General features: G+C 64.6%; 25 protein-coding genes. 16 read left to right on the top strand and 9 right to left on the bottom strand.

Annotated elements, in window-relative coordinates; genetic code table 11:
* Positions 1-50: 50 nt before the first annotated feature.
* Complete coding sequence (locus tag IEX24_RS12135) at positions 51-632, bottom strand: TetR/AcrR family transcriptional regulator (RefSeq protein WP_188678622.1); 582 nt, start codon at positions 630-632, stop codon at positions 51-53.
* Positions 633-746: 114 nt separating this feature from the next.
* On the opposite strand from IEX24_RS12135, the gene IEX24_RS12130 reads away from it, so the two are divergent.
* Entirely contained in the window at positions 747-1,487 is a 741-nt protein-coding gene (locus IEX24_RS12130) for an MBL fold metallo-hydrolase (protein WP_188678621.1), read from the top strand.
* Between the two features lie 104 nt (positions 1,488-1,591).
* Here IEX24_RS12130 and IEX24_RS12125 read toward each other — a convergent pair whose 3' ends face one another.
* Positions 1,592-2,392, bottom strand: coding sequence for an HAD-IIA family hydrolase (locus IEX24_RS12125; RefSeq protein ID WP_188678619.1), 801 nt, complete (start codon positions 2,390-2,392; stop codon positions 1,592-1,594).
* A gap of 117 nt (positions 2,393-2,509) precedes the next feature.
* Positions 2,510-2,815 (bottom strand): hypothetical protein, encoded by a 306-nt coding sequence (locus tag IEX24_RS12120; protein WP_188678617.1) that lies wholly within the window; start codon positions 2,813-2,815, stop codon positions 2,510-2,512.
* 125 nt (positions 2,816-2,940) lie between these two features.
* On the opposite strand from IEX24_RS12120, the gene IEX24_RS12115 reads away from it, so the two are divergent.
* The 3 genes from IEX24_RS12115 (at position 2,941) to IEX24_RS12105 (ending at position 5,562) form a co-directional block, all read left to right on the top strand.
* Positions 2,941-3,627, top strand: a complete 687-nt coding sequence (locus IEX24_RS12115; RefSeq protein ID WP_188678615.1) for a metal-dependent transcriptional regulator — start codon at positions 2,941-2,943, stop codon at positions 3,625-3,627.
* Positions 3,624-4,178 carry a hypothetical protein gene (locus tag IEX24_RS12110; RefSeq protein WP_188678613.1) on the top strand — a complete coding sequence of 185 codons (555 nt, stop codon included), beginning with the start codon at positions 3,624-3,626 and terminating at the stop codon, positions 4,176-4,178. The genes IEX24_RS12115 and IEX24_RS12110 overlap by 4 nt, the downstream gene beginning before the upstream one ends.
* Before the next feature lie 121 nt (positions 4,179-4,299).
* Positions 4,300-5,562 carry a YncE family protein gene (locus IEX24_RS12105; protein WP_188678611.1) on the top strand — a complete coding sequence of 421 codons (1,263 nt, stop codon included), beginning with the start codon at positions 4,300-4,302 and terminating at the stop codon, positions 5,560-5,562.
* 90 nt (positions 5,563-5,652) lie between these two features.
* Here the strand turns inward: IEX24_RS12105 and IEX24_RS12100 are convergent, their stop codons facing one another.
* Positions 5,653-7,011, bottom strand: coding sequence for an Nramp family divalent metal transporter (locus IEX24_RS12100; RefSeq protein WP_188678609.1), 1,359 nt, complete (start codon positions 7,009-7,011; stop codon positions 5,653-5,655).
* Between the two features lie 110 nt (positions 7,012-7,121).
* Here IEX24_RS12100 and IEX24_RS12095 point away from each other — a divergent pair, with 110 nt between their 5' ends.
* From IEX24_RS12095 to IEX24_RS12055, 9 genes are all read left to right on the top strand, one after another.
* On the top strand, positions 7,122-7,757 hold the full coding sequence (locus tag IEX24_RS12095) for a TrmH family RNA methyltransferase (protein ID WP_203585993.1): 636 nt from the start codon (positions 7,122-7,124) through the stop codon (positions 7,755-7,757).
* A gap of 46 nt (positions 7,758-7,803) precedes the next feature.
* A complete protein-coding gene (locus IEX24_RS12090; protein ID WP_229715279.1) occupies positions 7,804-9,219 on the top strand; it encodes a YncE family protein in 1,416 nt (471 codons plus the stop codon).
* Positions 9,220-9,279: 60 nt separating this feature from the next.
* Positions 9,280-10,236, top strand: coding sequence for a L,D-transpeptidase (locus IEX24_RS12085; protein ID WP_188678606.1), 957 nt, complete (start codon positions 9,280-9,282; stop codon positions 10,234-10,236).
* 158 nt (positions 10,237-10,394) lie between these two features.
* On the top strand, positions 10,395-10,733 hold the full coding sequence (locus tag IEX24_RS12080) for a DMT family transporter (protein WP_188678605.1): 339 nt from the start codon (positions 10,395-10,397) through the stop codon (positions 10,731-10,733).
* Positions 10,734-12,170 carry an MFS transporter gene (locus IEX24_RS12075; protein ID WP_229715278.1) on the top strand — a complete coding sequence of 479 codons (1,437 nt, stop codon included), beginning with the start codon at positions 10,734-10,736 and terminating at the stop codon, positions 12,168-12,170.
* A 7-nt stretch (positions 12,171-12,177) separates the two neighbouring features.
* Positions 12,178-13,011 (top strand): ABC transporter ATP-binding protein, encoded by an 834-nt coding sequence (locus tag IEX24_RS12070; RefSeq protein WP_229715277.1) that lies wholly within the window; start codon positions 12,178-12,180, stop codon positions 13,009-13,011.
* Positions 13,012-13,081: 70 nt separating this feature from the next.
* Complete coding sequence (locus IEX24_RS12065) at positions 13,082-13,876, top strand: ABC transporter permease (protein WP_188678603.1); 795 nt, start codon at positions 13,082-13,084, stop codon at positions 13,874-13,876.
* A gap of 34 nt (positions 13,877-13,910) precedes the next feature.
* Entirely contained in the window at positions 13,911-15,014 is a 1,104-nt protein-coding gene (locus IEX24_RS12060; RefSeq protein ID WP_188678602.1) for an ABC transporter substrate-binding protein, read from the top strand.
* A gap of 49 nt (positions 15,015-15,063) precedes the next feature.
* A complete protein-coding gene (locus tag IEX24_RS12055) occupies positions 15,064-16,713 on the top strand; it encodes a molybdopterin-dependent oxidoreductase (RefSeq protein WP_188678600.1) in 1,650 nt (549 codons plus the stop codon).
* 151 nt (positions 16,714-16,864) lie between these two features.
* On the opposite strand, the gene IEX24_RS12050 is transcribed toward IEX24_RS12055, so the two are convergent.
* The 5 genes from IEX24_RS12050 to IEX24_RS12030 form a co-directional block, all read right to left on the bottom strand.
* Positions 16,865-18,928, bottom strand: coding sequence for a YhgE/Pip domain-containing protein (locus IEX24_RS12050; RefSeq protein ID WP_188678598.1), 2,064 nt, complete (start codon positions 18,926-18,928; stop codon positions 16,865-16,867).
* On the bottom strand, positions 18,925-19,776 hold the full coding sequence (locus IEX24_RS12045) for a hypothetical protein (RefSeq protein WP_188678590.1): 852 nt from the start codon (positions 19,774-19,776) through the stop codon (positions 18,925-18,927). Before IEX24_RS12045 ends, IEX24_RS12050 begins: the two co-directional genes overlap by 4 nt.
* Positions 19,773-20,429 (bottom strand): TetR/AcrR family transcriptional regulator, encoded by a 657-nt coding sequence (locus tag IEX24_RS12040; protein WP_188678589.1) that lies wholly within the window; start codon positions 20,427-20,429, stop codon positions 19,773-19,775. Before IEX24_RS12040 ends, IEX24_RS12045 begins: the two co-directional genes overlap by 4 nt.
* 44 nt (positions 20,430-20,473) lie before the next feature.
* Positions 20,474-20,872 carry a type II toxin-antitoxin system VapC family toxin gene (locus IEX24_RS12035; RefSeq protein ID WP_188678587.1) on the bottom strand — a complete coding sequence of 133 codons (399 nt, stop codon included), beginning with the start codon at positions 20,870-20,872 and terminating at the stop codon, positions 20,474-20,476.
* 181 nt (positions 20,873-21,053) lie between these two features.
* Positions 21,054-21,209, bottom strand: a complete 156-nt coding sequence (locus IEX24_RS12030) for a hypothetical protein (protein ID WP_229715276.1) — start codon at positions 21,207-21,209, stop codon at positions 21,054-21,056.
* Positions 21,210-21,335: 126 nt separating this feature from the next.
* On the opposite strand from IEX24_RS12030, the gene IEX24_RS12025 reads away from it, so the two are divergent.
* From IEX24_RS12025 to IEX24_RS12015, 3 genes are all read left to right on the top strand, one after another.
* Positions 21,336-21,833, top strand: coding sequence for a DUF3151 domain-containing protein (locus IEX24_RS12025; RefSeq protein ID WP_229715275.1), 498 nt, complete (start codon positions 21,336-21,338; stop codon positions 21,831-21,833).
* Positions 21,834-21,835: 2 nt separating this feature from the next.
* Entirely contained in the window at positions 21,836-23,134 is a 1,299-nt protein-coding gene (locus tag IEX24_RS12020; protein WP_188678583.1) for an adenylosuccinate synthase, read from the top strand.
* Between the two features lie 281 nt (positions 23,135-23,415).
* Entirely contained in the window at positions 23,416-24,636 is a 1,221-nt protein-coding gene (locus IEX24_RS12015) for a DUF8462 domain-containing protein (RefSeq protein ID WP_188678581.1), read from the top strand.
* Positions 24,637-24,639: the final 3 nt, after the last annotated feature.

The raw sequence follows: 24,639 nt of genomic DNA, 5'->3' as shown, positions 1-24,639 counted from the left end.
GTCTAGGCGAGGTTGTTTACTGGGCGAGGGAGTCGGCCGGGCGAAGGCGTCTAGCGCGTAAGGGCGTCGGCCAGATGCGTGATGCCGAAGTCGAACGCACTGTCGACGTCGCCGCCGAGTTGAAAGGCGCCCGCGAGCTCCATGCTGATGAAACCGTTCGCCCAAGCGGTGACGGTTCGGGCCGCCTCGAGCGCGTTCTCCGGGCCTGCGAGTTCAGCGGTCACCCGCATGACGGGGTCGATCGAACGTTCGAGCGACTGCCGGTTGAGGGGTGTGGATGCCGGTACGGCCGCGAAGATGAGGGCGAAGGCGGCGGGGTACTGGTGGGCGAAACCACGCAGGGCATGGGCCAGGGCGATGAGGGTGGCTCGGGCATCCGGTTGGACTTCGATTGTGTGGTGAGCGGCGGTTTCGACCGCATTGAGGCGGTCTGAGAGCTCGTCGGCCGTGGATGCGACGATCAAACGAATGAGGTCGTCGCGGTTCTTCACGCGTTTGTACAGCGAGGGCGCGCGCACCCCCACGCGCTCGGCCACCGCCTGCATCGTCAGCTTCGGCAAGCCGTCAGCTTCGAGAATGGCGCGGCCGGCGCGCACGATGTCGTCGAGCGATGTTCGATCGGGGGTGGGCATCGGCAAACCTTTCGTATAGCTATTGACCATAGCTATCATGGCTACGTAGAATAGCTATCACGCAAGCATAGCAATGCGGTTCCCATACCGCACCTGAACCTCACGGAGAATCTGATGAAACTCGGCCCTTCGCTCTACCGCCTCGGCAACGACATCGTTGCCGCCTACCTCATCGCCACCGACGAAGGCATCACTGTGATCGACGCCGGGTTGCCCGGCATGTACGCCGACCTGAAAGCCGAACTCTCGGCTCTGGGGCGGTCGCTCGGCGACATTCGTGGGGCGATCATCACTCATGGCGACGGCGATCACATCGGCTTCGCCGAACAACTGCACCGCGAGACCGGCGTTCCGATTTACATTCACGAGGCTGACGCCGCCAGGTCGAAGGGCCTCGAGAAATCCAAGGCATCGGGCGGGCGCATGAAGATCGGCCCGACGCTCGGCTTTGTGGCTTACGGCGCGCGCAAGGGCATGATCCGGCCGAAGTACCTGACCGAGGTGGTTGAACTGAAGGGTGATGAAGCGCTCGATCTGCCGGGTGCGCCGCAGGTCATCCGGATGCCCGGCCATTCACCGGGCAGCATCGCCGTCTTCTCGCCGGTAGCCGACGCGGTTTTCGTGGGAGACGCCCTCACGACCCGGCACGTGCTCAACGGGAAGACGGGCATGCAGCCCGCGCCCTTCACCGACGACCCAGCCGAGGCGCTGGCCTCGCTCGCCAACCTCGAGGAGTTTTCGGCGACCTGGGTGCTGCCGGGCCACGGCACTCCGTATCGCGGCGGAATCGCCGCCGCAGTGCGCGAGACCCGCGCCGCTGCTGCCGCTGCGGCCGCCGCCGCCGCCGCGAAGTGAGGCCGCTACGTCGAATTGAGCCCGGTGTAACGGTCTCAATTGCCCGCAACGGGCTCAGTTAGCCGCGCGCGCCGAGTTGAGCGTGCCGAGTCGAGCGCGGCAGATCAGATCTCGTCAGACTCGACGGGGTCGGGGGAGAGCAGTTCGTAGACGCCCTTGAGTATCTCGTCGGGGCGGAACGGGTACTTGGCGATCTCGGTCTGGTCGCTGATGCCGGTGAGCACGAGAATCGTGTGGAGGCCCGCCTCGATGCCGGCGACCACGTCGGTATCCATGCGGTCACCGATCATGCCGGTGTTCTCGGAGTGAGCGCCGATCTTGTTGAGCGCCGAGCGGAACATCATGGGGTTCGGCTTGCCCACGACGTAGGGCTCCTTGCCACAGGCCTTCGTGATGAGCGCGGCGACAGCTCCCGTGGCAGGCAGCGGGCCTTCGGCACTCGGCCCCGTGGCATCCGGATTCGTCGCGATGAACCGAGCTCCGCCCGCAATCAGCCGAATAGCGCGGGTGATGGCCTCGAACGAGTAGTTGCGCGTCTCACCCACCACCACGTAGTCGGGGTTGGTGTCGGTGAGAATGAAGCCGGCCTCGTGCAGAGCGGTGGTGATGCCGGCTTCGCCGATGACGAAGGCCGAACCGCCTGGCTGCTGCGACTTGAGAAAGGCTGCGGTGGCAAGAGCGGATGTCCAGATGCTCTCTTCGGGCACCTCGAGCCCCGAGGCGAGCAGACGTGCACTCAAGTCACGCGGGGTGAACATCGAGTTGTTGGTGAGCACGAGGTAGGGCTTACCTTCGTCGCGCCACTGCTGCAGCAGTTCGGCGGCCCCGGGCAGGGCCTGGTTCTCGTGCACGAGCACGCCGTCCATGTCGGTCAGCCAGCATTCGATTTCGTCACGACGACTCACGGAGACCCTCCAGGTGTTCACCACCCAGGGTACTGCGAGTCGGCTTGATGGCACCTGGCCGCAAGCTGGATGCACCAACGTGCAGCGTCAGCGGGCGAGCGGCACTGGTCGGCGGCGTCAACTCGCTTCGAGGTGACCGATCTCGATGGCGACCACTGCGAAGTTCGCCTGCGGGCTGATCAGCAGCAGATCGACTCCCGAGTGGTGCAGCAGAGGCACGAGCTCGGTGTGGCCCCGCTCTACGATTTCGTAGGCGTGAGCACGAAAGATCTCGGCCATCTCGGCTGTGGCGAAGTACTGATTGCCAGCGTGATGAACCGTGTGAGTGTAACTGGCCGACGTGGGCGGGTTCGCACTCGCGCTTGACGAGGTGGGCTGGGGGGCGGCGCTTGTGGCGCTCGGCAGAAAATGTACTCGATGCACAAAACCAATTTTACTTAGCCAAACTAACTTCTTACAGGGATTGCGATTTCTCTCATGCTGTGCTCAGCAGACGTTGCGGTATCGATGCCTGGGGTTTCACCGCCGCGAAAAACTACACTGGAGCCATGCCCGTTTCGAGCCTCACCACCGCCGCCCAAGATTATCTGAAGGTGATCTGGGCGGCCGACGAATGGTCGACTGAGGCGGTCACGGTAAAACGGCTCGCCGAGCGTGCGGGCGTCAGCACTGCGACCGTCTCTGATGGCATTCGTAAGCTCGTTGGGCTCGGAATGGTTGTGCATGAACCCTACGGCAGCATCGAACTCACCGACGCGGGCCGGCTCGTGGCTGTAGAGATGGTGCGCCGGCATCGCCTCGTCGAAACATTTCTGGTCGAGGTGCTCGACTACTCGTGGGATGAGGTGCACGACGAAGCAGAAGTGCTCGAGCACGCCGTCTCCGACAAACTCATCGACCGCATCGACCGGATGCTCGGCATGCCTTCTCGCGACCCGCACGGTGACCCCATTCCCTCGGCCGCGGGTCTCTCGTACCGCCCCGATGCGGTGCGGCTGAGCGATGCGCCGAGCGGGCATCCGTTCGCGGTGTCGCGCATCTCAGATGCCGACCCGTCCGTGCTTCGGTACGTGGCCGACAGAGGGGTGCTGCTCGATGTGCGGTTGACGGTGCTGGAGAAGCGCACGGCGGCGGGCGAGGTGCAGGTGGTGGTGGGTGACGAACAGGCTGCTGTGCGCGTGGAGCTAGGGCAGCGAGCATCCGATGCCATCTGGGTGACGCGGGTCGAGTCGTGAGCGCGAGTCCGGGTGGCGCTGGTGGTGGTAGTGGCCGCAACGGTTCGGGTGGCAACGGCGGTCTCGCTGGCCCGAACACGCAGCTGTTTCGCGAGCAGACGGCTGCGCCGGTGTGGCTGCGCGTCGTCGGCGTCATTGCGCTGGTCGCGGCCGTGGTACTCGCGGTCGACGCGACAGCGCTCGACCCCGGGTCGTTTCAGGGCGGCAGTACAGTGGCTGCGGTGGTCGGTGTGGTGGTTTTGATCGCCGTCGGTCTGCTCGCACTGACGGTGCGAATCGTGATTTTAGTCGATGTCGCCGCCATCACTCTGGCACTCTCGCCGGTCTGGCGCGTGCGTTTCGACCGTGCTGACATCGGATCGGCGAAGAAGGTCGACATCGTGGCGCGCGAATTCGGCGGCGCGGGCTATCGCGTGCTCCCCGGCAATAAGCGCGGCTTGCTCTTCACCTCGGGCTCGGGTGTTGCAGTGCTCCGCACCTCCACCGGGGTGAGCTACACCGTGCGCACCGATCGCCCCGACGAACTACTGGCTGCCATCTACCGCCGCTGAGCATCCACGGCACGAATCGTCCGAGAAACGTGAGTTGCTTCGTCTTTCGGCGTAATGAATCGGCCGATTCTCGATCTCTTTGGCGAGGCGAAAAAAGTTCACCTCGGTGAGGAGAACTGGAATGAAGAAAAGCGCACTGAAAGCTGGGGCGATCGCAGCAGTTGTGGCCGTGCCACTGGCACTTGTGGGGGCCGCGGCGCCAGCGTTAGCCTCGACCGCGTACACGCTGACACAGACCACGAGCGTTGGAACGGGGCCGACCGGAGTGGCCATCAGCCCACTGACGCACATGGAGTATGTCGCCAATTGGGGTTCGACTGGCCACACCGTCTCCGTGCTCAATGCGGCGCACGATGTTGTGAAGGTGGTCGACGTGGGAGTGCAACCGAACGCCATCGCAGTAGATCCCTCTTCGGGCTGGGTGTACGTGGCGAACGAGGGCAGTAGTACGGTTTCAGTGCTCGACGGCGTGACGAATGACGTCATCAAAACGATTCCGGTCGGCGGAGGGCCGCATGGCATTGCCATCAACGGTTGGACCCACCAGAAATACGTCACGAACAGTGACGACAACACGGTCTCCGTGCTCAACGCGAGTGACGATGTCACCGACACAGTGCCTGTCGGCGCGAACCCTAACGGAGTGGCCGTCTATCAGGCGACGGGAGATGTATTCGTCACGAATTTCAACGACGACTCTATTTCCGAGATCACCCCGGCGCTGACGGTGACAGCGTTTCCGGTCGGCGGCGCACCCGACGACGTGGCGGTCAATCAGCTGAACGGTACCGTCTATGTTGCGAATTTCGACGACAACACGGTATCGGTGATCAGCCAGCAATCGCTCGTGGCCGACGCAACAATACCCGTGGGCACAGAGCCGAGTGCGCTGGCGATTGACGAGTCGAACGGTGATGTCTACGTCGCGAACCTGAACTACGCTAGCTCGCTCGCCACGGTTTCGGTCATCGATTCGTCGAACTCGGTCGTAGCGACCGTGTCGACGGGCGACTCTGAGGGTTACGGCGTAGCGTTCGACCAGAGCCAAGACGCCGCCATCGTCTCGAACTTCGGCGACGACACCGTGTCGGTGGTTCAGCATTCGACTAGCCCGGCGATCACGTCTGGCGCCGCCCCGGCCGGCACGACGGGCACGCCCTACTCGTTCGCGGTCACCGCGAGCGGAACGCCTGCGCCGACGTTCACCGTCACGTCGGGCGCGCTCCCGCTCGGGCTCACGCTCGACGCGCGCTCCGGTGTCATCTCGGGCAGCCCGCGCGCGAACGGCACGTTCGCGGTCACCGTCACAGCGACGACAGCGGCCGGAACGGCGAGTGCCGCTCTCAGCATCACGGTCACTCCGGGTCTTCGCCCGCGGTTCTGAGCGCGAACGTGATCGACCGGCGGGCGGGCGGGTGCAGTCAGGGCTGACATTCCGCTCGTCGGCGACTCGGCCGCCGTCGGCGCTCGCCGATCAGCCGCCGAGACCGCCGGCGATGGTCAGACCGATCAGCGCCACGTTGAGGGCAACGATGAGCACGGCGACGACCCAGCACAGTACGCGCAGGGGGAGTCGGTTCGCGAAGGTGCCCATCAGCATCCGGTCGCCCGTCAGACGGATGAGCGGAATCAACGCGAACGGAATGCCGAGACTCAGAAACACCTGCGAGAGCACGAGCGCCCAGGTCGGGTTCACTCCTGCGCCCAGAATGATGAGCGCCGGAATCAGGGTGAGCACGCGCCGCAGAAGCAACGGAATACGCACCCGCAGCAACCCCGACATGATGGTGGCGCCGGCGTACGAACCCACCGACGTTGAGGCAAGGCCCGACGCCAGCAGGCCGACGGCGAAGATGACGCCGATGGCCGGGCCGAGGGCGGCTGTGATGGCGGCGTGGGCGCCGGCGATGGTGTCGGTTCCGCTGACTCCGCCGAGGTTCGCAGCGGCCGTGAGCAGCATCGAGATGTTCACGGCGCCGGCCAGCACGAGCGCGGCGGTGACATCCCACTTCGTTGCGTGCAGCAGGCGCCGGATGCCCGAGACCTCACGACCGCCGTGCAAAACGAAGCTCGGGGCTGGCGCTTGTGGTTGCGCGGGTGCTGTGCCGACACCGGCACCGGCGGCGGCACTCGGCGCGTGACGGTCGCGCGCGAGGGAGGAATGCAGGTAGATCGCATGCGGCATGACCGTCGCCCCGAGCATCCCGGCGGCCAGCAGCACCGTGTCGGTTCCCTCGAAGCGGGGCACGAGCCCGCCGGCCGCCGCACCCCAGTTGACGGGGCTCACGAACAGGCCGGCGAGAAACCCCACCGCAATCACGCCGAGCAACGTCATGATGACGGTTTCGAACGGACGCTGCCCGCGCTGCGACTGCACGGCCAGAATGATCATCGAGATAACGCCCACAATCACCCCGCCGAGCAGCAACGGCAGCCCGAACAGCAGCTGCAGGGCGATGGCGCCGCCGATGACCTCGGCGAGGTCAGTCGCCGCAGCCACCAGCTCGGCCTGCACCCAGAACGCGCGCCGGCTGCGGGTGTGCATGCGATCGCCGAGTAGTTCGGGCAGGCTCCGCCCAGTCACGATTCCAAGCTTCGCCGACTGGTACTGGATGATCATGGCCATCGCATTGGCCACCACCAACACCCACACCAGCAGGTACCCGTAGCGCGCGCCTGCTGTGAGGTTCGCGGCAACGTTGCCCGGGTCGACGTAGGCGATCGCGGCCACGAAGGCGGGCCCGAGTAGAAATAGCAGGCGCGGGGCGCGCGCGGGCTTGTGCGTCGCCGAGGCGGCCTGCCCCGGCGTGTGCTCTCGCTGTTCCAGCGCCATTCACCGAGTATGCCACGAAATGTTAGGTGCATCTAACTTTGCTGTCGTTGTGCCGTCGTCGTGCGGCCGCGATTCGGCGCTGTGGCACGGCACCGGCTATCTTGGGGGCTGTGTCTGACGCCCAAAACAACCCCTCCCTCGAACTCACCACGAACGGGGTCGGGCCGTGGGTGGGCGAGCTTCCGACGGAGACGTTCTACGACCCCGAGCTGCTCGAGCGCGGCGACTCGCGAAACGTCATCGACCGGTACCGGTACTGGAGCATGGCGGCCATCGTCGCAGATCTCGATCAGCACCGGCATCCGTTTCACGTCGCCATCGAGAACTGGCAGCACGACATGAACATCGGTTCGATCGTGCGAAGTGCCAACGCTTTCGCTGCAGACACCGTTCATGTGATCGGTCGCAAGCGTTGGAACCGGCGCGGCGCCATGGTCACAGACCGCTATCAGCACATTCAGCATCACGAAACGGTCGCCGATTTCGTTTCGTGGGCGGCGGCGGATGCTCTGCCGATCATCGCGATCGACAACGTTCCCGGCAGCGGGCTCATCGAAACGTTCGCCTTCCCGTCGCGTTGCGTTCTGCTCTTCGGCCAAGAGGGCCCAGGACTCACCCCAGACGCCGTCGCGGCCGCGGCGGCCGTGGTCGAAATCAGTCAATTCGGCTCCACCCGCTCGATGAACGCCTCGGCGGCGGCTGCCGTCGCCATGCACGCCTGGATTCTGCAGCACGTGCGCTTCTGAGTGGTCTTGTTGCCATTTCGAGAATAAATCGGCTATTCTCGTCCGCATGTCTTTGAAACATTCTCACCTCGGGCCACGCACATTTGCTCGTGCCGCTTGCGTCGTAGGCCTCGCTAGCCTTGTCGCCGTCGGCACAGTGACTTCGGCATCTGCGTCGACCTCCCATTTCACGCCCGATCCGGATTCTCCGATAACGGTGCAGGGCGCAGTGGCTGCTGCTTTCGATTCGAACGCGAATCCCAGCACCCAACACCAGCAGATATTCGTCGCAGGGGGTACCAGCAATTCTCTGACGACAATTGATGCGGTCACCCATAAGACCGCCACCCTCCTCTTCGGGGGCGCAGGGGCGAACCCGAGCGCACTGGCCGTTGATGAAACCGACCACCTGCTCTTTATCGCAGATTACGACTCCGACTCGGTTTCAATGATCGATACCACTACAAGCACGCCAGTGATCGGTTCACCGGTTAATGTTGGGTCCAAGCCAGACGCGATCGCCTGGAACTCGACAAACGACGAGGTCTACGTCGCGAATTACAACGATGGCACGGTGACGGTGCTCGACGGGCAAACGGGCGCCCAGGTAGGCGCTCCAATCATGGTCGGCGGCGGCGCCAGCAGCAAACCCGAGGGCATCGCCGTCGATTCGCGAACGAACAAGATATTCGTAGCATTGCAGGGTGACAACGAGGTCGACGTCATTGGCGGAACGACGAACACCGTCACAGACATGCTGCAGCACGGGTTCGCGAGCCCCAATGCCATTGCCGTCGATTCGACGAGAGGCCGCGCGTACATCGCGAATTTCGACAACAATACGGTGAGCGTGCTCGATACCTCAACGCTCACAGAGGTTTCGGGTTCGCCGATTACAGTCGGATCGCATCCGAACGCCATTGGCATTGATGCTGATGCGGGGTCTGTTTACGTCGCTAATTTCGATGCCGGCATTTCGGTAGTTGATTCGGCGACGAATACCGTTGTCGCAGAAACCCCGCTCAGCAAGACCGAACTGCGACCCGCGGGGGTCGCAGTTGACCCCAGCACCCATTCGGCATTCGTTGCAAATCAGGGCACCGCAAACGTGTCGGTGCTCCAGCAGAGCGTGAGCCCGACCATTACTTCGGGTGATCCTGGTGCGGCGACCGTCGGCACGGCGTACTCGTTTGCATTTACGGCTACGGGCATTTCGAGGCAGCCGATGATGTACAGCCTCGCGGGTGCGCTTCCGGCCGGTTTGAGGTTCGCGAATGGCGTGATCTCCGGAACCCCGACGGTATCGGGCGACTTTGCGATCACGCTCACCGCGTCGAACGGGGTTGATCCTGATGCGAGTGCGTCGTACACATTGCACATCGCTGCCGTAACGCCAACTCCTACGCCCACACCGACTCCGACCCCTACGTCGACTCCGGTTCCGACGATGCCGGGCGGGCACTTGCCGACAGTGGATGGGTAGTCGCGTCGCCTGCCCCGGGCAGCGCTCGTTTCCCACTCGCTCCTCATCGACGGAAGTCACATGAAAGTCAAGGAACGCGTTGGTTCTGCCTTCACCGCGGTGGTGCTCGCAGTGACGCTCTCATCGTGCGCCATGTTCGAGGCGCCCACGTCGGCGACTCCGGGAGCGGGCGTGGTGGCATCGAGCGAGCCGACAGCGGCAGCTGATGGGTATCTGCCACCGACCGGCGACACAGTGGCCGCGTTGCCGGATGCGAAGTACGACGCCGTCATCCCCGGGCTGATCGCGTACTCGCAGACGGTCGGCCCGGCCGCAAGCACTGGATCAGCAACAAGCACTGGGTCAGCAACAAAAACAGGGTCAGCAGCGAACACAGGGTCAGCCGCGAACACAGGGTCGGCGACCTACCATGTGGCAGCGGATGCGCCTCTGTATGGAGCAGACAAGGTCACTCCGGTCGCGCGGCTGGCCGCGCTGAACTTCTTGGGGCAGAACACCGTGGTGGTGCCCGTCGAGATCGACGGACCGTGGGCGCTCGTTCTGACGCCGAGCAGGCAGGCGCTGCCTTCGCAGAACAATGGAAACGCGCCAGCGCAGTCGAGCGCGTGGATTCGCACGAGTCTGCTCATCAAAGATGGCGACGTGCCCGCGCGTATTGACGTGTCGTTGGGGCAGCAGACGCTCACGATCACCACGCCCGGGCAACCCGTCGCGACGTTCAAGGTCGGCGTCGGTGCGCCCAATACCCCAACGCCCACCGGTGTCACGGGGTACATTCAGGCGCGCTACCTCGATCCGTCGCAGGGTGAAGATGTGTACCCGATCCAGCTGACGTCGTTGCATTCGGCGGTGGCCGACGAGCCCTACGGCGGAGGTTCCGACGGGGGTCTAATCGGCGTGCACTTCGAAGCCGAGAACACGGGGCAAATCTCACACGGCTGCATCCGCCTGCCGGCAGACGCCATCACCGCCGTCAACGCGCTTCCGCTCGGAACGCTGATTACGATCACGCCGTAGCCCGCCGGGTGACAATTCGCGGGTCGCGCTGCTGTCGCGGGTCGCGCCACCGCGCCGCGATGACCTGCCCGCCACGACTCACTCCCTCACCGCCCGCCTGCGTCGCAACGGGTAGCGCCGCGCGAGCCGTACCGCCCCACGAGCCGTAGGGTTGAGAGGTGGGGTACCTCTTTTTGGCGCTGGCGATCGCCTCCGAAGTCGTCGCCACGACGTTTTTGAAGTTCACGTCGGGCGAAGGGGTGACCCTCGCCAACCGGTGGTGGGCGTACGCCATCGTCGTTGTCGGGTACGTCGCGAGCTTCGTGATGCTCAACTTCACGCTTTCGCGCGGCGTTCCGCTCGGCATCGCGTACGCGGTGTGGGGCGGCGTGGGCATCGTGCTCGTCTCGATCATCAGCTGGCTCGTTTTCAAAGAGTTTCTGAGCTGGGTGCAGATCGCCGGAATCGTGCTCGTCATCGGGGGCGTTCTGCTGCTCGAGCTGGGTGCGAAGCGCTAAGTGAGTGAATCCGAAGTGCCAGCGCACGAGCATCCACATCGCCAACGCAACATCGCCCTGCTCGTGGCCGGCACCTTCTTCATGGAGAACCTCGACGGCACCATTCTGACTACCGCGGCACCCAGCATCGGCAACGCTTTTGGCGTCGCGTCGCTCAGCGTGGGCGTCGCAATCACGGCCTATCTGCTGACGCTCGCCGTGCTCATTCCGTTGAGCGGCTGGCTGACCCAGCGGTTCGGCGCACGCCGCATCTTTCTCACCGCCATCGCCATCTTCACCATCGCGTCGATTCTGTGCGCGCTCAGCCAGAATCTCACCGAGCTCACCGTTTTTCGGGTGCTGCAGGGCGTGGGCGGTGCGCTGATGGTTCCGGTCGGCCGACTCGCCGTGTTGCGCGTCACAAGCAAAGCCGACCTGATTCGAACCGTTGCGCTGCTGACCTGGCCGGCGCTCGCCGCCCCCGTGATCGCGCCCTTGGTCGGCGGAATCTTGACGACCTACGCCTCGTGGCACTGGATCTTTCTGATCAACGTGCCGCTCGGCGTAATCGCGTTCGTGGTGGCTCTGCGCATCGTGCCGCGCGAAGGGCACCTGAGCCCTCCGGCGCTCGACTGGCTGGGCCTCGTGCTCACCGGCGTGGGCCTCGGCGTGCTCGTCTACCTCGGTTCACTGCTGGCCGGCAACGACCAGAACCTGCTCGAACTTCTGGTGCTCGCGGCGGTGGGGCTCGGCCTGCTCGGGGTCGCAACCTGGCATTTTCTGCGGGCCGAGCATCCACTGCTCAGACTGAGCAACTTGCGAGTCGAAACGTTTCGGCTGGCGCACGTCGGCGGTTCGGTGTTCAGGATGACCATCAGCGCCGTTCCGTTCTTGCTGCCGTTGCTCTTTCAAGACTCATTCGGTTACACGCCCGTGGTCGCAGGAACGTTGGTGTTGTTCGTTTTCGTCGGCAATATCGGCATCAAACCGTTTACCACGCCGCTGCTTCGGCGGTTCGGCTTTCGAACGGTCATCGTCGCGGCAACCGCGGGAGCCGCTCTCAGCATGGTGCTCTGCGCGTTTCTGACCGTCGACACCCCTGTTGTGCTGGTGGCGATTCTGCTGATCTTCAGTGGAGTCATGCGCTCCACCGGCTTCACGGCCTACAACACCATCGCATTCGCTGACATCCCCCAGACCAAGATGACCGATGCGAACACGTTCGCCTCGACGTTGCAGCAGGTGGCAGCTGGGTTCGGCGTGGCGATCGGCGCGATCGCGTTGCGCGCCGGAGAAGCAGCAACGGGCGCGGCCGGCGCAGGTGAAGCAGTGGGTCTCAGCGCGTTCCAATTCAGTTTCGTGGTCATCGGCGCGCTCACACTGCTGTCGACCCTCGAGGCTCTGCGCCTCAGCCGCAGCGCGGGCGAGAACATTCGGCCGGCGAGGCCCGCCGTATAGTCGAATGGTGACCGAAATCGACGCTCCGGGCTCAGACGACCGCCTGGTGGTGTCAGGCGCAGCCAAGTCGTACGGGCGCCCAGGGGCACAGCGGCCGGCGCTCGCCGATGTCGACTTCAGCATGAATCGCGGCCAATTTGTCAGCATCATCGGGCCGAGTGGGTGCGGCAAGTCGACGTTGTTGCGGCTGATGGCCGGCCTCGAGCATCCCGATACCGGCTCGGTCAGCATCTTCGGCAGCACGCCCGCCGAGGCATCGGCCGCCAAGATGATCGGCTTCATGCCGCAGGTGCCAGCCCTGTTGCCGTGGCTCAGCGTGCTCGAGAACGTGCGAATTCCGCTGAAGGTCAACCGGCGAGCGGATGCCCGGCGGCGCGAACTGCCCGGCCACCGGCCCCCTGGCACGGCAGACCCGGTCGCTCTGCTCACCGAGCTCGGCCTCGCCGACTCCGTGCGTGCCCTGCCGCACCAACTCTCAGGCGGAATGCAGCAGCGCGTGGCGATCGCCCGCGCCTTCGCGACCCAGGCCGACGTTCTGCTGATGGACGAACCCTTCTCGGCCCTCGACGAATTCACCCGCGAGGCCACCCAAGACCAGCTTCTGAAGCTCTGGCAGAAGCTCGTGACCACGGTGGTGTTCGTGACACATTCGGTTTCTGAGGCCGTGGTGCTCTCAGACACGGTGGTGGTGATGTCGCCGCGGCCGGGCCGCATCGCCGCGGTGGTGCCGATTGACGTGCCGCGCCCGCGCCGACACGGGCTGGTCGAGGCAAAGGTGTTGCACGACTACCAAGACCTGATCCGCTCGAAGCTGCAGTCGGCCGGGGTGAGCTCCTCGTGAGCGCCGCGCTGATACCAATCGGCGGCGCGCGCGTCTCGCCCGCACCCGCAGCCGGCCAGGGCGAACCGTCGTGAGTGCCGAATGGGGCACCACTCGCTCGCGCTGGAACCCGCTGTTCTGGCTGCCGACCGTGGTCGCCGTGGTCATCGCCGGCCTGCTCTGGGAGTGGATCGCCATCGGCAACCCCTACCTGCTGCCGCGCCTCGGCCAGGTGGGGTTGCAGCTCGTCACGAACACGTCGTACTACCTCGAAAACGCCTGGGTGACGCTCAGTGAGGCGCTTATCGGCCTGGTCATCGGGCTGATTTCGGCGTTCATCGTGGCCGTGCTGGTCACTGAATCGGGCATACTGCGCCGCGCGATCATGCCGCTGGCGGTCATCCTGAACGTAACTCCGGTGGTTGCGCTTGCGCCGGCACTCGTAGTGGCGTTCGGGTTCGGGCCGGCCCCGAAACTCATCGTGACGGCGCTGATCACGTTTTTTCCTATTCTGATGAACCTCATCATCGGGCTCAATTCGGTGTCGCCGCCGGTGCTGCAGGTGTTCACCACCTTGCACGCATCGAGGCTCGCGGTTCTGGGGCGGCTGAGGCTGCCCGGCAGCCTGCCGTACCTCTTCGCGGCGCTTCGCGTGGTGTTTCCGCTGTCGCTCGTTGGCGCGGTGGTCGCCGAGTTCATCGCGCCCGGGGCAGGCAAAGGCCTCGGTACAGTAATCAGTGTGGCTTCGGCGAATTCGAGGCTCGCCGTCGTGTACGCCGCCATCGCGTGCCTGGCCGCGATGGGTTCGCTGCTGCTGCTGGTCGTGATTCTGCTCGAACGACGCGTGCTGCGCTGGCACGAGTCGCAATTGTCACGGCGAAACTGACTTCGCATTCCATCCGACCGAACGGACACGCCCGATGCCCACCCGACACAGCCGCCGCCCCCGACTACTCGCCCTCGCTGCCGTCATCGCTACGGCTGCTCTGGGGTTGAGTGGATGCTCGGCCTCCCCCTCGCCCACAAGCTCCGGCGCGGCTTCCGGTTCGGCCATCTCGGCCGAGCGTTGCGCCCAGAACAAGGCCGCGGGCACCATCAACTACGTCACCGGCTATCAGTACCAGGCCTCGGCCAGCATTCTCGACGTTCTCGCCGCGAAGCAGCTCGGTTACTTCGATGCGCTCTGCCTCGACGTGCAGATTCAGCCCGGCACGGGTGACACCGCCGCGAACGCGCAACTCGTCGCCGCGGGAACCGCGACATTCACCGACCTCGGTGGCGACGCCGACCTGCTGCGCTCGCAGTCGAACGGCGTCAACGTGACCGGCATCGCGACCTACGGGCAGGTACCCATCGCCACCCTGATGACGCTGCCGAACATCACCGACCTGAAACAGCTCGACGGCACGACCCTCGGCCAGAAGGGCCAGCTGCCGCCCGAGATTCAGACGATGCTCGTCGACGCGGGCGCCGACCTCTCGTCGATCACCCAGGTCGTGGTGGGCTACGACCCCACCGTGCTGCCGCGCGGTCAGGTGCAATCGCTCACCGGCTACAAATCGAACGAACCGCTCACGCTGAAGGCCGACGGCACCGACGTGAAGCTGTGGAATCCCGAAGACTACGGAATTCCGGGCACCTTCGGCACCGTCGCAGCTAACCCGGCGTTCATCAAGGCGAACCCCACCGCCACCCAAGACTTCTTGCGGGCATCCTTTCACGCCTACAATTACTGCCTCACCAACGCTGCCGAGTGTGTGGGCTTCGCCTCCACCCTCTCGGGCGCCGGGTACGACGTGGATCACAACGTGCAGGTGTGGCAGACCGAAACCGGGCTCGTCACGAAGGCGCAGCCCGCCGGCACCCCGCTCGGCTCGCTGAACTCCGACCTGCTGACGCAAGAGAGCCAGTTTCTGGTGAAGAGCGGCGTGCTGCCCAGCGCCCCCGACCTCGACGCCGCCACCGACCCGTCATTTCTCTCGGCGATCTACAACGGCACCTCCCTGATCTGGCCTGCACCCTAAGCGCCGCGGTCACAGGCGAGCGTCAGCTTTTCACGCCTAGGGTGAGAGCATGCGACGCAACGTGTGGGCGGCCCTGACGGGTGTGGTCGCTGCGGCAACCGTTCTTGCCTCGGCCGAGTTGGTGGCCGTATTCATCAGCGCCGAGGCCAGCCCGCTTTTCTCCGTCGGTTCGCTGATGATCGACCTGGCCCCGCCGGGCGTCAAAGACGTCATGATCTCGTTGTTCGGCACGGGCGACAAGGCCGCGCTGCTCACGTTGCTCGGCATCATCGTGGTGGCCGGCGCGTGCATCGCGGGGTTGCTCGAATACCACCGGCCGCCTTGGGGCATCGTGGTGCTCGTGGTGTTCTCTGCCATCGCGGTGGTCGCCGTGACGACGCGAGATGGGGCATCCGGATTCTCGGCGATACCTACAGTTGTGGGAATGCTCGTCGGGGTGTTCGTTCTGCGTGCCTTGCAGCAGCGCTTGAAACGCTGGGATTCGCGCGAAGCGGGCATCCGTAAACGTGCCGAAGCCGCGGCCGCAGTGATCGCGAGCGGAGTGAGCACTCCGGTGGCGGCGAACGTCGGGCCCGCGACGAGTGCGCCCTCGACGCCGGCCCCGACCGTGCGCACCGGCCCCGCTTCGTATGAGCGGCGCCAGTTCTTGACGTTCGTGATCGTGGCGGCCGCCGCATCCGCGGTGGTCGGGGCGGGCGCGCGGCTGATGAATGCCACGGCCGCCGCCGTGACGAGCGCCCGCAACGCGCTGGTGCTGCCCGCGCCTTCGACGGCGGCCCCGGTCATCCCGAGCGGTGCAGAGCTCGGCATCAGCGGAATCAGCCCCGTCATCACGCCGGCCGGCGACTTCTACCGCATCGACACGGCGTTGCAGGTTCCGCAGCTGAATCCCGATTCGTGGAAGCTCAGAATCTACGGCATGGTCGAGAACGAGGTCGAGATTTCGTTCGCCGACCTGCTCGCGCTGCCGCTGGTCGAAGACACCATCACGCTCACCTGCGTCTCGAACGAGGTGGGCGGCGACCTCATCGGCAACGCCACCTGGCTCGGCTACCCCATTCGTGATCTGCTGACCCGGGCCAAGCCCACGGCCGGCGCCGATATGGTGCTGTCGAAGAGCTCAGACGGGTTTACTGCAGGCTCGCCGCTCGAGGTGCTGCAAGACACCGACCGGCAGTCGTTGTTGGCTGTCGGGATGAACGGGGCTCCGCTGCCCGTCGAACACGGTTTTCCCGTGCGCATGGTCGTGCCCGGGCTCTACGGCTACGTCTCGGCCACGAAATGGGTGGTCGAGATGAAGGTCACCACGTTCGCTCAAGACATGGGCTACTGGACTCCGCGCGGCTGGACGGCTCTCGGCCCGATCAAGACCTCATCGCGCATCGATACCCCGAAGAACAACGCGGGTCTCGCCGCCGGAACCATCCCGATCGCTGGCGTCGCCTGGGCTCAGCACACGGGCATCGCGAAGGTCGAAGTGCAGGTCGACAACGGGCCGTGGGTCGAAGCGACCCTCGCCGATGCCATCTCGGCCGACACCTGGCGCCAGTGGGTGCTGCCCTGGCAGGCTACGAGCGGCAACCACGTCATCGCCGTGCGCGCCACCGACACCTCCGGTTACACCCAGACCTCAGACGAGGCGCCCCCCGCCCCTTCAGGCTCCACGGGCCTGCACACCATCCAGCTCACCGTGCAGTAATTCGCAGCGACGCCCGCGCCCTGGCTGGTTCGCCGCCGTTCGACGACGCCCGCCTGGGTTGCGCAAAAGCACCGGCACGATGCTCGGAAGGTGCCTTTGCGCAACGAGGGCGACAAGCGAATCGCCGGATTCTGCGGGAGCGTACCGCGCGTCAGCCGATGAGGGAGGGGCGCAGGTCGCGTAGGGTTCGCGCGCGGGTCGCTCGGGTTGCGAGGAAATACGTGAACGCACCCGCCGCGAGCAGCCAGATCGCCAGCACCCCGGCGTCGTTGAGCGCCAGCATCATGTCGCCGCCGTACATCAACTGACGTATTCCGTCGACGGCATATGACATCGGCAGCGCGTGATGCAGCGCGGCAAGTGGCCCGGGCAGCGTCTGCCACGGGAACGTTCCGCCTGCCGTGACCAGCTGCACCACCATCAGCACCAGCCCGATGAACTGCCCCACGCTGCCGAGCCACACGTTGAGCGCGAGAATGATCGCCGCGAACGTCACCGAGGTGAGAATCATGAAGGCGAGCATGCCGGGCACATTCGCGACCCCGAAACCGAGGGCGAGCGTCACGACGAGGTACACCGCGACCATCTGCAGGGCGCCCAGGATGGCCGGGGCCAGCCAGCCCGCCAGAGCAACCTTGAGCGGGGTTTTCATCGCGGTCAGCGCGCGCTTCGAGAGCGGCTTGATGATCAAGAACAGCGCGTAGATGCCGATCCAGGCGGCGAGGCTGATGAAGAACGGCGCCATTCCGGCCCCATACGTCGTTGCTTTCGTGACCGAATCGGTGTCGACCCGCGCGGGCGTCGCGATGACGGCCGCCGCGGCTTGAGCCTGATCACCGGTATAGTTCGGAATCTGCGCCAGCCCCGAAACCAGCCCATCGCGCAACTGATCGGCACCCGAGTTCAGCGTTGTGGCGCCGCTGGCGAGTGTGGCGCTGCCGTCGGCGAGTTGCTGCGTTGCGGTCTTGAGGGTTGCCGCTCCGTCGGCGACCTGCTGTGTTCCATCGGCGAGGCTCGCTGCGCCGTCGGCCAGTTGCTGTGTTCCGCTCGCCACCTGGTGCGCGCCGGAGTCGGCCTGGTTGATGCCAGATGTCAGGGCGGGCGCGTTGTCGGCGAGCTGCTGGGTGCCGGCGGCGACCTGCGCGGCGCCAGTCGATAGCTTGGCCACCTGCGTGTTGACGCCCTGAATCTGGTCGTTGCCGTTCGATATGGCGGTTCCGACCGTGTCGAGTTTGGCCAGAATGGGCGCTTGCTGATCGGGCGTCAGGCCGAGGTCGGTGAGGTCTTGCACGATCTGAGCTCGCGCCGGAGCCACTTGGTCAGCGGCATCCTGAGCCACCGAAGCAGCCTGCGTGGCCGCGGCCGAGAGCTGGGCGTTGCCGCCGGCAACCGCCTGCGCGCCGGTGTTGAGCTTCGCCGTGTCTGCCGGCAGGGTGGCCGATTTGGCAGCCAGCGTGTCGAGGCCACTCGCGAGCTGCTCGGCGCCGTCATTCGTCTGCCTCGCCCCGTTCGAGAGAGTGGATGCTCCGCTCGCCGCCGAGGCAGAACCGTTCGCCAGATCTGCCGCTCCCGAGTTGGCTTGCGCTGCTCCGCTGGCGAGAGTGGATGCCCCGGCCTCGGCCTGGGCGGTGCCGTCGGCCAATTGCGTGGCACCGTCGGCCGCGGTACTGACGTTCGTGTGAATGGTGGCGAATCCGTTCAAGAACTGCAGCGCTGCGGCTTCGCCGACCTGCTGCGAGATGCTGAGGCGCACCTTCTCGGCGACCGTCGCGGCGATTGTGCTGGCCAAGAAGCTGTTCGTGTCGTTGGTCGTGAGCTGCACGACGGCCTGTTGCGGGGTTGCTGTGCCAGCAGACGTGAGCATCGTGGAGAAGTCGGGGCCGAGCGTCAAGATGAAGTCGTAGGTTCCGTCTTTGATGCCGCTGGCGGCCTGGTCGGGCGTCGCATCCATCCACTTCACGCTGCCGTCTTTCAGCAGCTGGTCGTGAACCTGTTGGCCATAGTTGACGGGCGATCCGTTGACGGTGGCGCCGGTATCTTCAACCACCAGGGCGACGGGGATGTTCTTCACGTTGCCGTAGGGGTCGCTGTTCGCCCAGAGGTAGAGGCCCGCGTAGATGACGGGAACGAGCATCAGCGCCACGAGCGCGAGGCGGGCGAGGCTGGTGGCGGTGAGGCGGCGAAACTCTTGGGTGACGAGCGTCACGATTTTCATGCGTGATCCTTCGGGGGCGCGGGTGTTGTGTGCGCGGGGGTGTGGGTGGTGCTGGGGGCGGTGCTGGTGCTGGTCGGTGGGCTGCCCGCGCCGATGACCGCGTTGTCGGGGTGGGCAAGGGGAACGGCGTGGGGATGGGGGTGTTCGTCTTGTGCATCTGCAGCAGCGTTGGCAGCTGCAGCCGCTTCCGCTTCTTCGCGGCGACGCGCGGCAGCCTGGCGTTCGAGTTCTGCGAGACGGTCGGTTTCGAAGCGTGACGCGATCTCGCGCACCGCATCGATCGAGGCCTCAGAGGCGATGACGAGCACCGCGAGCCCGCGCTCGGCCAAGTCGGCTGCTACCGCCCACCAGCCGAGCGGGTCACCGCCGTGCCGATCGGGCGAGGTCAGAACCACGGCCTCGATGCCGGGCCGCGAAACCGCGAGCTCGGCGAGAATGCGCAGCCGCACAACAGGCGGAACGTTCTGCATCTCATACCCGGCGTACTGCCCGGCATCCAGCTCGTCGAGCGCGTTGAGGGCATCGCGGCGCGAGTTGGATCGCTCGGCGAACATCAACTCCTCTTGCACCACGGCGGTAAGTTTCAGGTCATCAACGGGCTCACTGACGTCGGGCGCATCGACGATGGCCGAACGCTCACGCAACGCAGCAGGGTCGGTTCGGTCGTCGAAGGTGATGGTGCCGGCATCCGGAACCATGCGACCCGCCGCCATCAGGGCGAGAACCGTGGGGCGTTTAGCCGTTTCGACGACCGCGAGCGTCACGGCCCCCGACTCGTAGCTCAGCGAGGTCGCCGGCAGGTTCTCGCCGTTCTCGCCCTTCGAAACGCTGCTCAGGATGACCTTCATTTCGTCTCCTCGTCGGTAACGCGTTCAGCGAACTCAAGTTCGGCGTGGTGCTTGATCACGGCGTTCGACTCGTGCCACGAGAGCCCTACCGTGCCGAGCGCTGCGAGCATCACCAACCGGTGGCCCTCACGATTCGAAAGATCAGCTCGAATGGCTTCGTCGAGCACTGAAAGAGCGGCGCCTTCGATGAGGTTGGCGAGAGTTTCGGCGGCAACGTCGGTGCGGAGTTCTCGAGCGGCAATGCCGCGCTCCACGATGGCGAGCAGCTTTTCGCGCACCGGGCGCAACGTGTTGGCGAAGTCTCGGCGTTGCGGGCCGCGCACGGCGAGCTGGGCCATCACGCGCACGTTTTCGACCTCAGACCACAGCCTGGCGCCGATGAGCGCAATGGCCACGCGGGAGTCGGCGTGGTCGATGTGGGCGAGAGCTGCGGTGACTCGCTGACCGCCGAGCGTCTGAATCTCGCTGACGAGTTCGTCGCGGGTGGCGAAATGCCCATAGATCGAGCGGCGTGAGAGCCCCGCGCCGGCCGCGATGGCTTCAAGCGACGCCTCAGGATCGCGATTCAGCAGTACGCGTGCCGACTCGAGTATCGCGGCGCGGTTCTCCGTCGCGTCGCGTCGCGGCGGCTTCGAGGGGGTAAATGTGGTCACCCCTCCACTCTAATAACTTGCACACCGCTGTGCAAGTTATTCAGTCATGCGGGCTGCGTTACTCGCAAACCGACTTCCGCAGCAGATTGAGCTTGCCGCTCGTCGTACGAAATGAATTCGTCTGCGGCAATTCGCTCGGCGGTGGCGATGTGAGGCGCGTCGAGGCTGCGAAGCGAGCCGCCTGGCAGCATCAGGCCCGCCTCGCGAAAAACGTCTCGCTCGATGTCGATGACGCTGAGTTTGCGAAGCAGCCCTGACACTGCGGCTTGTGTAAATCCGAGCCGCGAAGCCATTCGCCTGAGTTCCGTTTCAAGCAGCGTGCTCGATGCAATCACCGAGCCGCGCCGATGCCCGAACTGATCGAGATGTCGAACGAGGGCATCGCTCTCGGGTTCAGTGACGAGCAATTTGCCTGCCGCAGACGTGTCGAGGTAACAGATCATCGATCACCGCGAAGTTCATCGAGCACATCAGCGACCGTGGCTCGAGCATTCACTCTTGTGATGTCTGCAAATGCCTCGCGGTCGGTTGGCTCTCGATGCCTGATGCCCTCGAGTGGCGCCAGGTCCGCACCCACCAGGCCGGGTCTGGCGCTTCCTAGCCCGTTTCGCTCGAGATGCGGCGTTAGGCCGAAAGCCGCTCGGGCAGGCGAAACTCGAACACGTCGACGTAACCGTCGCCGTGGCATTCGACGCAGATACGTACCTCGGCGTCGTGGAAGGGCTGCAGCGGGTCGGCGCCGCATCCTTCGCAGCGCTCGCAGATGTCGTGGTAAGTCATGCTGCAATTGTGCGCCCGACCTCTGACATTGGCCGATGGATGCCCGCGGTGAGTCGTTATTCGGGAATCCGCCGCCCGCTGCCACCCACAGCCCGGGCCCACTCAGCCCTCTTGATAGGATTGAGTGTGACCGGCGAAAACCTCCTTGGCGTGCCCCCGACCCTGCTGAACCCCGAAGACGGAGTGGCCGAGGCTATCGCCTCCGTACTTCCCGACGGCGTGACCATCGACGAGCAGGTACTCACCCGAGCCGACCTCGAAGCGCTCGTGCGGCGATTCCCCACGTCGTCTCTCGTCTGGGCGCTGCTGTCTGACGATGCTTTCGAGGCGGGCGAGATTCTGCCGGCCTACGCCTACGCTCGCGTCGGCTACCACCGCGGCCTCGACGCCCTTCGCAAGGGCGGCTGGCGCGGCCAGGGCCCCGTGCCGTGGTCGCACGAGCCGAACCGAGGCGTGCTTCGCTCGCTCTACGCACTGCGTCGGGGCGCCGACGCAATCGGTGAAGTCGACGAAGTGGCCAGGCTGAACGACTTTCTGCAGATGTCTGACCCCGCGGCGAGTGAGGCCATCGAAACGGCTCACTTCCGCGCGGCGTCGACCGCAGATACGACTGAAGGGCTCTAGAAATGCCGGCAATCGTACTGATCGGAGCCCAATGGGGCGACGAAGGTAAAGGCAAAGCGACTGACCTGCTTGGCAGTCGTGTCGACTACGTCGTGAAGTTCAACGGCGGCAACAATGCTGGCCACACCGTGGTGATCGGCACGCAGAAGTATGCGTTGCACCTACTGCCGTCGGGCATCCTGACCCCGAATGTCACGCCGGTGATCACGAATGGCGTGGTGGTCGACATCGAGGTGCTCTTTCACGAGCTGGAGGCTCTGATTTCACGCGGGGTGGATGTTTCGCGCCTGCTCATCAGCGCTAACGCCCATGTCATCACGGCCTATCACCGCACACTCGACAAGGTCACCGAGCGATTCTTGGGCAAACGCCAAATCGGCACCACGGGTCGCGGAATCGGCCCGGCCTACGCCGACAAGATCAACCGCCTCGGCATTCGCATTCAAGACCTCTTCGACGAGAACATTCTGCGCCAGAAGGTCGAAGGTGCGCTCGAGCAGAAAAACCACCTGCTCGTGAAGGTGTACAACCGCCGCGCCATCATCATCGACGAGATCGTCGACGACCTGCTGTCGTACGCCGAGCGCTTGCGCCCGATGGTCGCCGACACCTCGCTGATCTTGAATCAGGCTCTGGATGCCGGTAAGACCGTGCTGTTCGAAGGTGGCCAGGCCACCATGCTCGACGTCGATCACGGCACCTACCCGTTCGTGACCTCGTCGAACGCCACCTCTGGCGGGGCTTCCACGGGCTCGGGTGTTGCGCCCAACCGCATCGACCGCGTCATCGGCATCGTCAAGGCGTACACAACGCGAGTCGGTGCCGGCCCGTTTCCCACCGAACTCTTCGACGAGTCGGGCGAGTTCTTGCGCGCCAACGGCTTCGAGTTCGGCACCACCACGGGCCGCCCGCGTCGCTGCGGCTGGTACGACGCCCCCATCGCCCGATACTCGGCGCGCATCAACGGCGTCACCGACTTCGTGCTCACCAAGTTGGATGTTCTGACCGGCCTCACCACCATTCCGGTCTGCGTCGCGTACGACGTCGACGGCGTTCGCGTCGACGAGGTTCCCGTGTCGCAGAGCGACTTCCACCACGCGGTTCCCATCTACGAGGAGTTCCCAGGCTGGTCGGAAGACATTACGGGCGCCCGCTCCTTCGAAGACTTGCCGCTGAACGCGCAGAACTACGTTCTCGCCATCGAGGCCATGAGCGGATCGCGCATCTCCGCCATCGGGGTGGGCCCGGGCCGCGAGGCCATCGTCGTGCGTCACGACCTCTTGGGCGCCGACGAGGTCTGAGGCCTGCGCCTTTTGGGGCAGTTGAAGTTCGATCGGTTAGCGCCTGTGGATAAGTAATGAGGCGCGCTCAATTATGTGTTACCGTGTGGGTCAGTTAGCCGACGCCAAGGGGCGTCGGTGCCTGTTCGAAGGGAACACACGCATGGCCATTACACTTCCCGACCTCGATTTCGACGGCATCGAAATCTTGTCTTCACGCGCTTGATTACCCGCCCACACGTTTTTATCGGTTCGTATATGCATTTATATCCGAAGTCATATATTCGCATATAATTTTCTATATGCAGCCGGAAATCAATCCATACTCGCCCGGATCAGGTCTCACTCCACCTGACTTGGTGGGCAGGCAGGCAGAGATTGATGCCTTCGACCTGGTCGTGGCTCGATCTCGCGGGAGGCGCAGTAGTCGCGGCATAATCCTCCACGGGCTGCGTGGTGTGGGCAAGACCGTGCTTTTGAATAGGTTTCTTCGACAAGCAGAGCAGGCCGACTGGTTCACCGTCGAACTCGAAGGCAGTGCGACCGAAAGCGGCCACGAAATTGCTCGACACAAGCTCGGGCGCGCCCTCCTGCTCGCCGTTCGGCGTCTACAACGCAGTAAGCACTTCAGCGAAGAGTTGAAGGCGGTGCTCGGCACCGTCAAATCGTTCAGTCTGTCGTTGGGTGTCGCATCCATCGACTTCAACGTTGATCAAACCAGAGGCCGAGCCGATTCCGGGCGCATCGAAGTCGACTTCGAAGAAGTCATCGAAGATCTCGTGCCCGCGTTGCAGAAGGCGTCGAGCGCATTCGGGCTTTTCATCGACGAGATGCAAGATATTGACCCCGAACTGATGTCGGCCCTGCTCGCTGCACAGCACAAAGCCGGTCAGAAAGGGTGGCCGTTCTATATTTTCGGGGCAGGCCTGCCCTCGCTGCCTTCGATACTCAGTTCGTCGCGTTCCTATGCCGAGCGATTGTTCAACTACCGAGAAATCGGCGCACTCGATGTCTCGGCGTCCCGAGATGCTTTGCTGATTCCAGCTGGCCGGTTGGGGGTCGAGTACGAACCGGAGGCCATCTCAGAACTTTTGACCGCCTCGGGTGGATACCCTTACTTTCTGCAAACATATGGCCAGGCAGCGTGGGATATTGCCGAGGCGAAGATCGTTCGATTGCATGACGCGCGAGAGGCGGTCGTCGAGGGTAATGCCGCCCTTGACATGGGGTTTTTTCCTGCGCGATGGGATCGAGCGACGCCAACCGAACGAAACTACCTCCGGGCGATGGCTGCTGACGAAGAACGCGGCTCGCGTACGCCTGATATCGCTGACCGGCTTGGAGTGCCAACGTCTGCGCTCAGCACAACCCGCCAGGGCTTGCTCGAAAAAGGAGTGGTGTATTCGCCCGAACGCGGCCGTATCGCCTTCACCGTGCCAGGAATGGCCTCGTTCATCAATCGGCAGTCCGCAGAGTTCGGGGGCCCTGCGCAAGCCCTCGAAGGTGGCACCCGCGGGGCGTAACGT

This window comes from Subtercola lobariae (genome assembly GCF_014640255.1).
In the GTDB taxonomy this organism is placed as follows: Bacteria; Actinomycetota; Actinomycetes; order Actinomycetales; family Microbacteriaceae; genus Subtercola; species Subtercola lobariae.
This window is presented reverse-complemented; position numbering and strand designations above follow the sequence as displayed.

Bases quoted from the DNA above. Each gene is read 5' to 3' on its own strand.
- IEX24_RS12135 (WP_188678622.1), bottom strand. From the start codon at position 632: ATGCCCACCCCCGATCGAACATCGCTCGACGACATCGTGCGCGCCGGC.
- IEX24_RS12130 (WP_188678621.1), top strand. From the start codon at position 747: ATGAAACTCGGCCCTTCGCTCTACCGCCTCGGCAACGACATCGTTGCC.
- IEX24_RS12115 (WP_188678615.1), top strand. From the start codon at position 2,941: ATGCCCGTTTCGAGCCTCACCACCGCCGCCCAAGATTATCTGAAGGTG.
- IEX24_RS12105 (WP_188678611.1), top strand. From the start codon at position 4,300: ATGAAGAAAAGCGCACTGAAAGCTGGGGCGATCGCAGCAGTTGTGGCC.
- IEX24_RS12100 (WP_188678609.1), bottom strand. From the start codon at position 7,011: ATGGCGCTGGAACAGCGAGAGCACACGCCGGGGCAGGCCGCCTCGGCG.
- IEX24_RS12090 (WP_229715279.1), top strand. From the start codon at position 7,804: ATGTCTTTGAAACATTCTCACCTCGGGCCACGCACATTTGCTCGTGCC.
- IEX24_RS12085 (WP_188678606.1), top strand. From the start codon at position 9,280: ATGAAAGTCAAGGAACGCGTTGGTTCTGCCTTCACCGCGGTGGTGCTC.
- IEX24_RS12060 (WP_188678602.1), top strand. From the start codon at position 13,911: ATGCCCACCCGACACAGCCGCCGCCCCCGACTACTCGCCCTCGCTGCC.
- IEX24_RS12055 (WP_188678600.1), top strand. From the start codon at position 15,064: ATGCGACGCAACGTGTGGGCGGCCCTGACGGGTGTGGTCGCTGCGGCA.
- IEX24_RS12050 (WP_188678598.1), bottom strand. From the start codon at position 18,928: ATGAAAATCGTGACGCTCGTCACCCAAGAGTTTCGCCGCCTCACCGCC.
- IEX24_RS12045 (WP_188678590.1), bottom strand. From the start codon at position 19,776: ATGAAGGTCATCCTGAGCAGCGTTTCGAAGGGCGAGAACGGCGAGAAC.
- IEX24_RS12035 (WP_188678587.1), bottom strand. From the start codon at position 20,872: ATGATCTGTTACCTCGACACGTCTGCGGCAGGCAAATTGCTCGTCACT.
- IEX24_RS12030 (WP_229715276.1), bottom strand. From the start codon at position 21,209: ATGACTTACCACGACATCTGCGAGCGCTGCGAAGGATGCGGCGCCGAC.
- IEX24_RS12020 (WP_188678583.1), top strand. From the start codon at position 21,836: ATGCCGGCAATCGTACTGATCGGAGCCCAATGGGGCGACGAAGGTAAA.
- IEX24_RS12015 (WP_188678581.1), top strand. From the start codon at position 23,416: ATGCAGCCGGAAATCAATCCATACTCGCCCGGATCAGGTCTCACTCCA.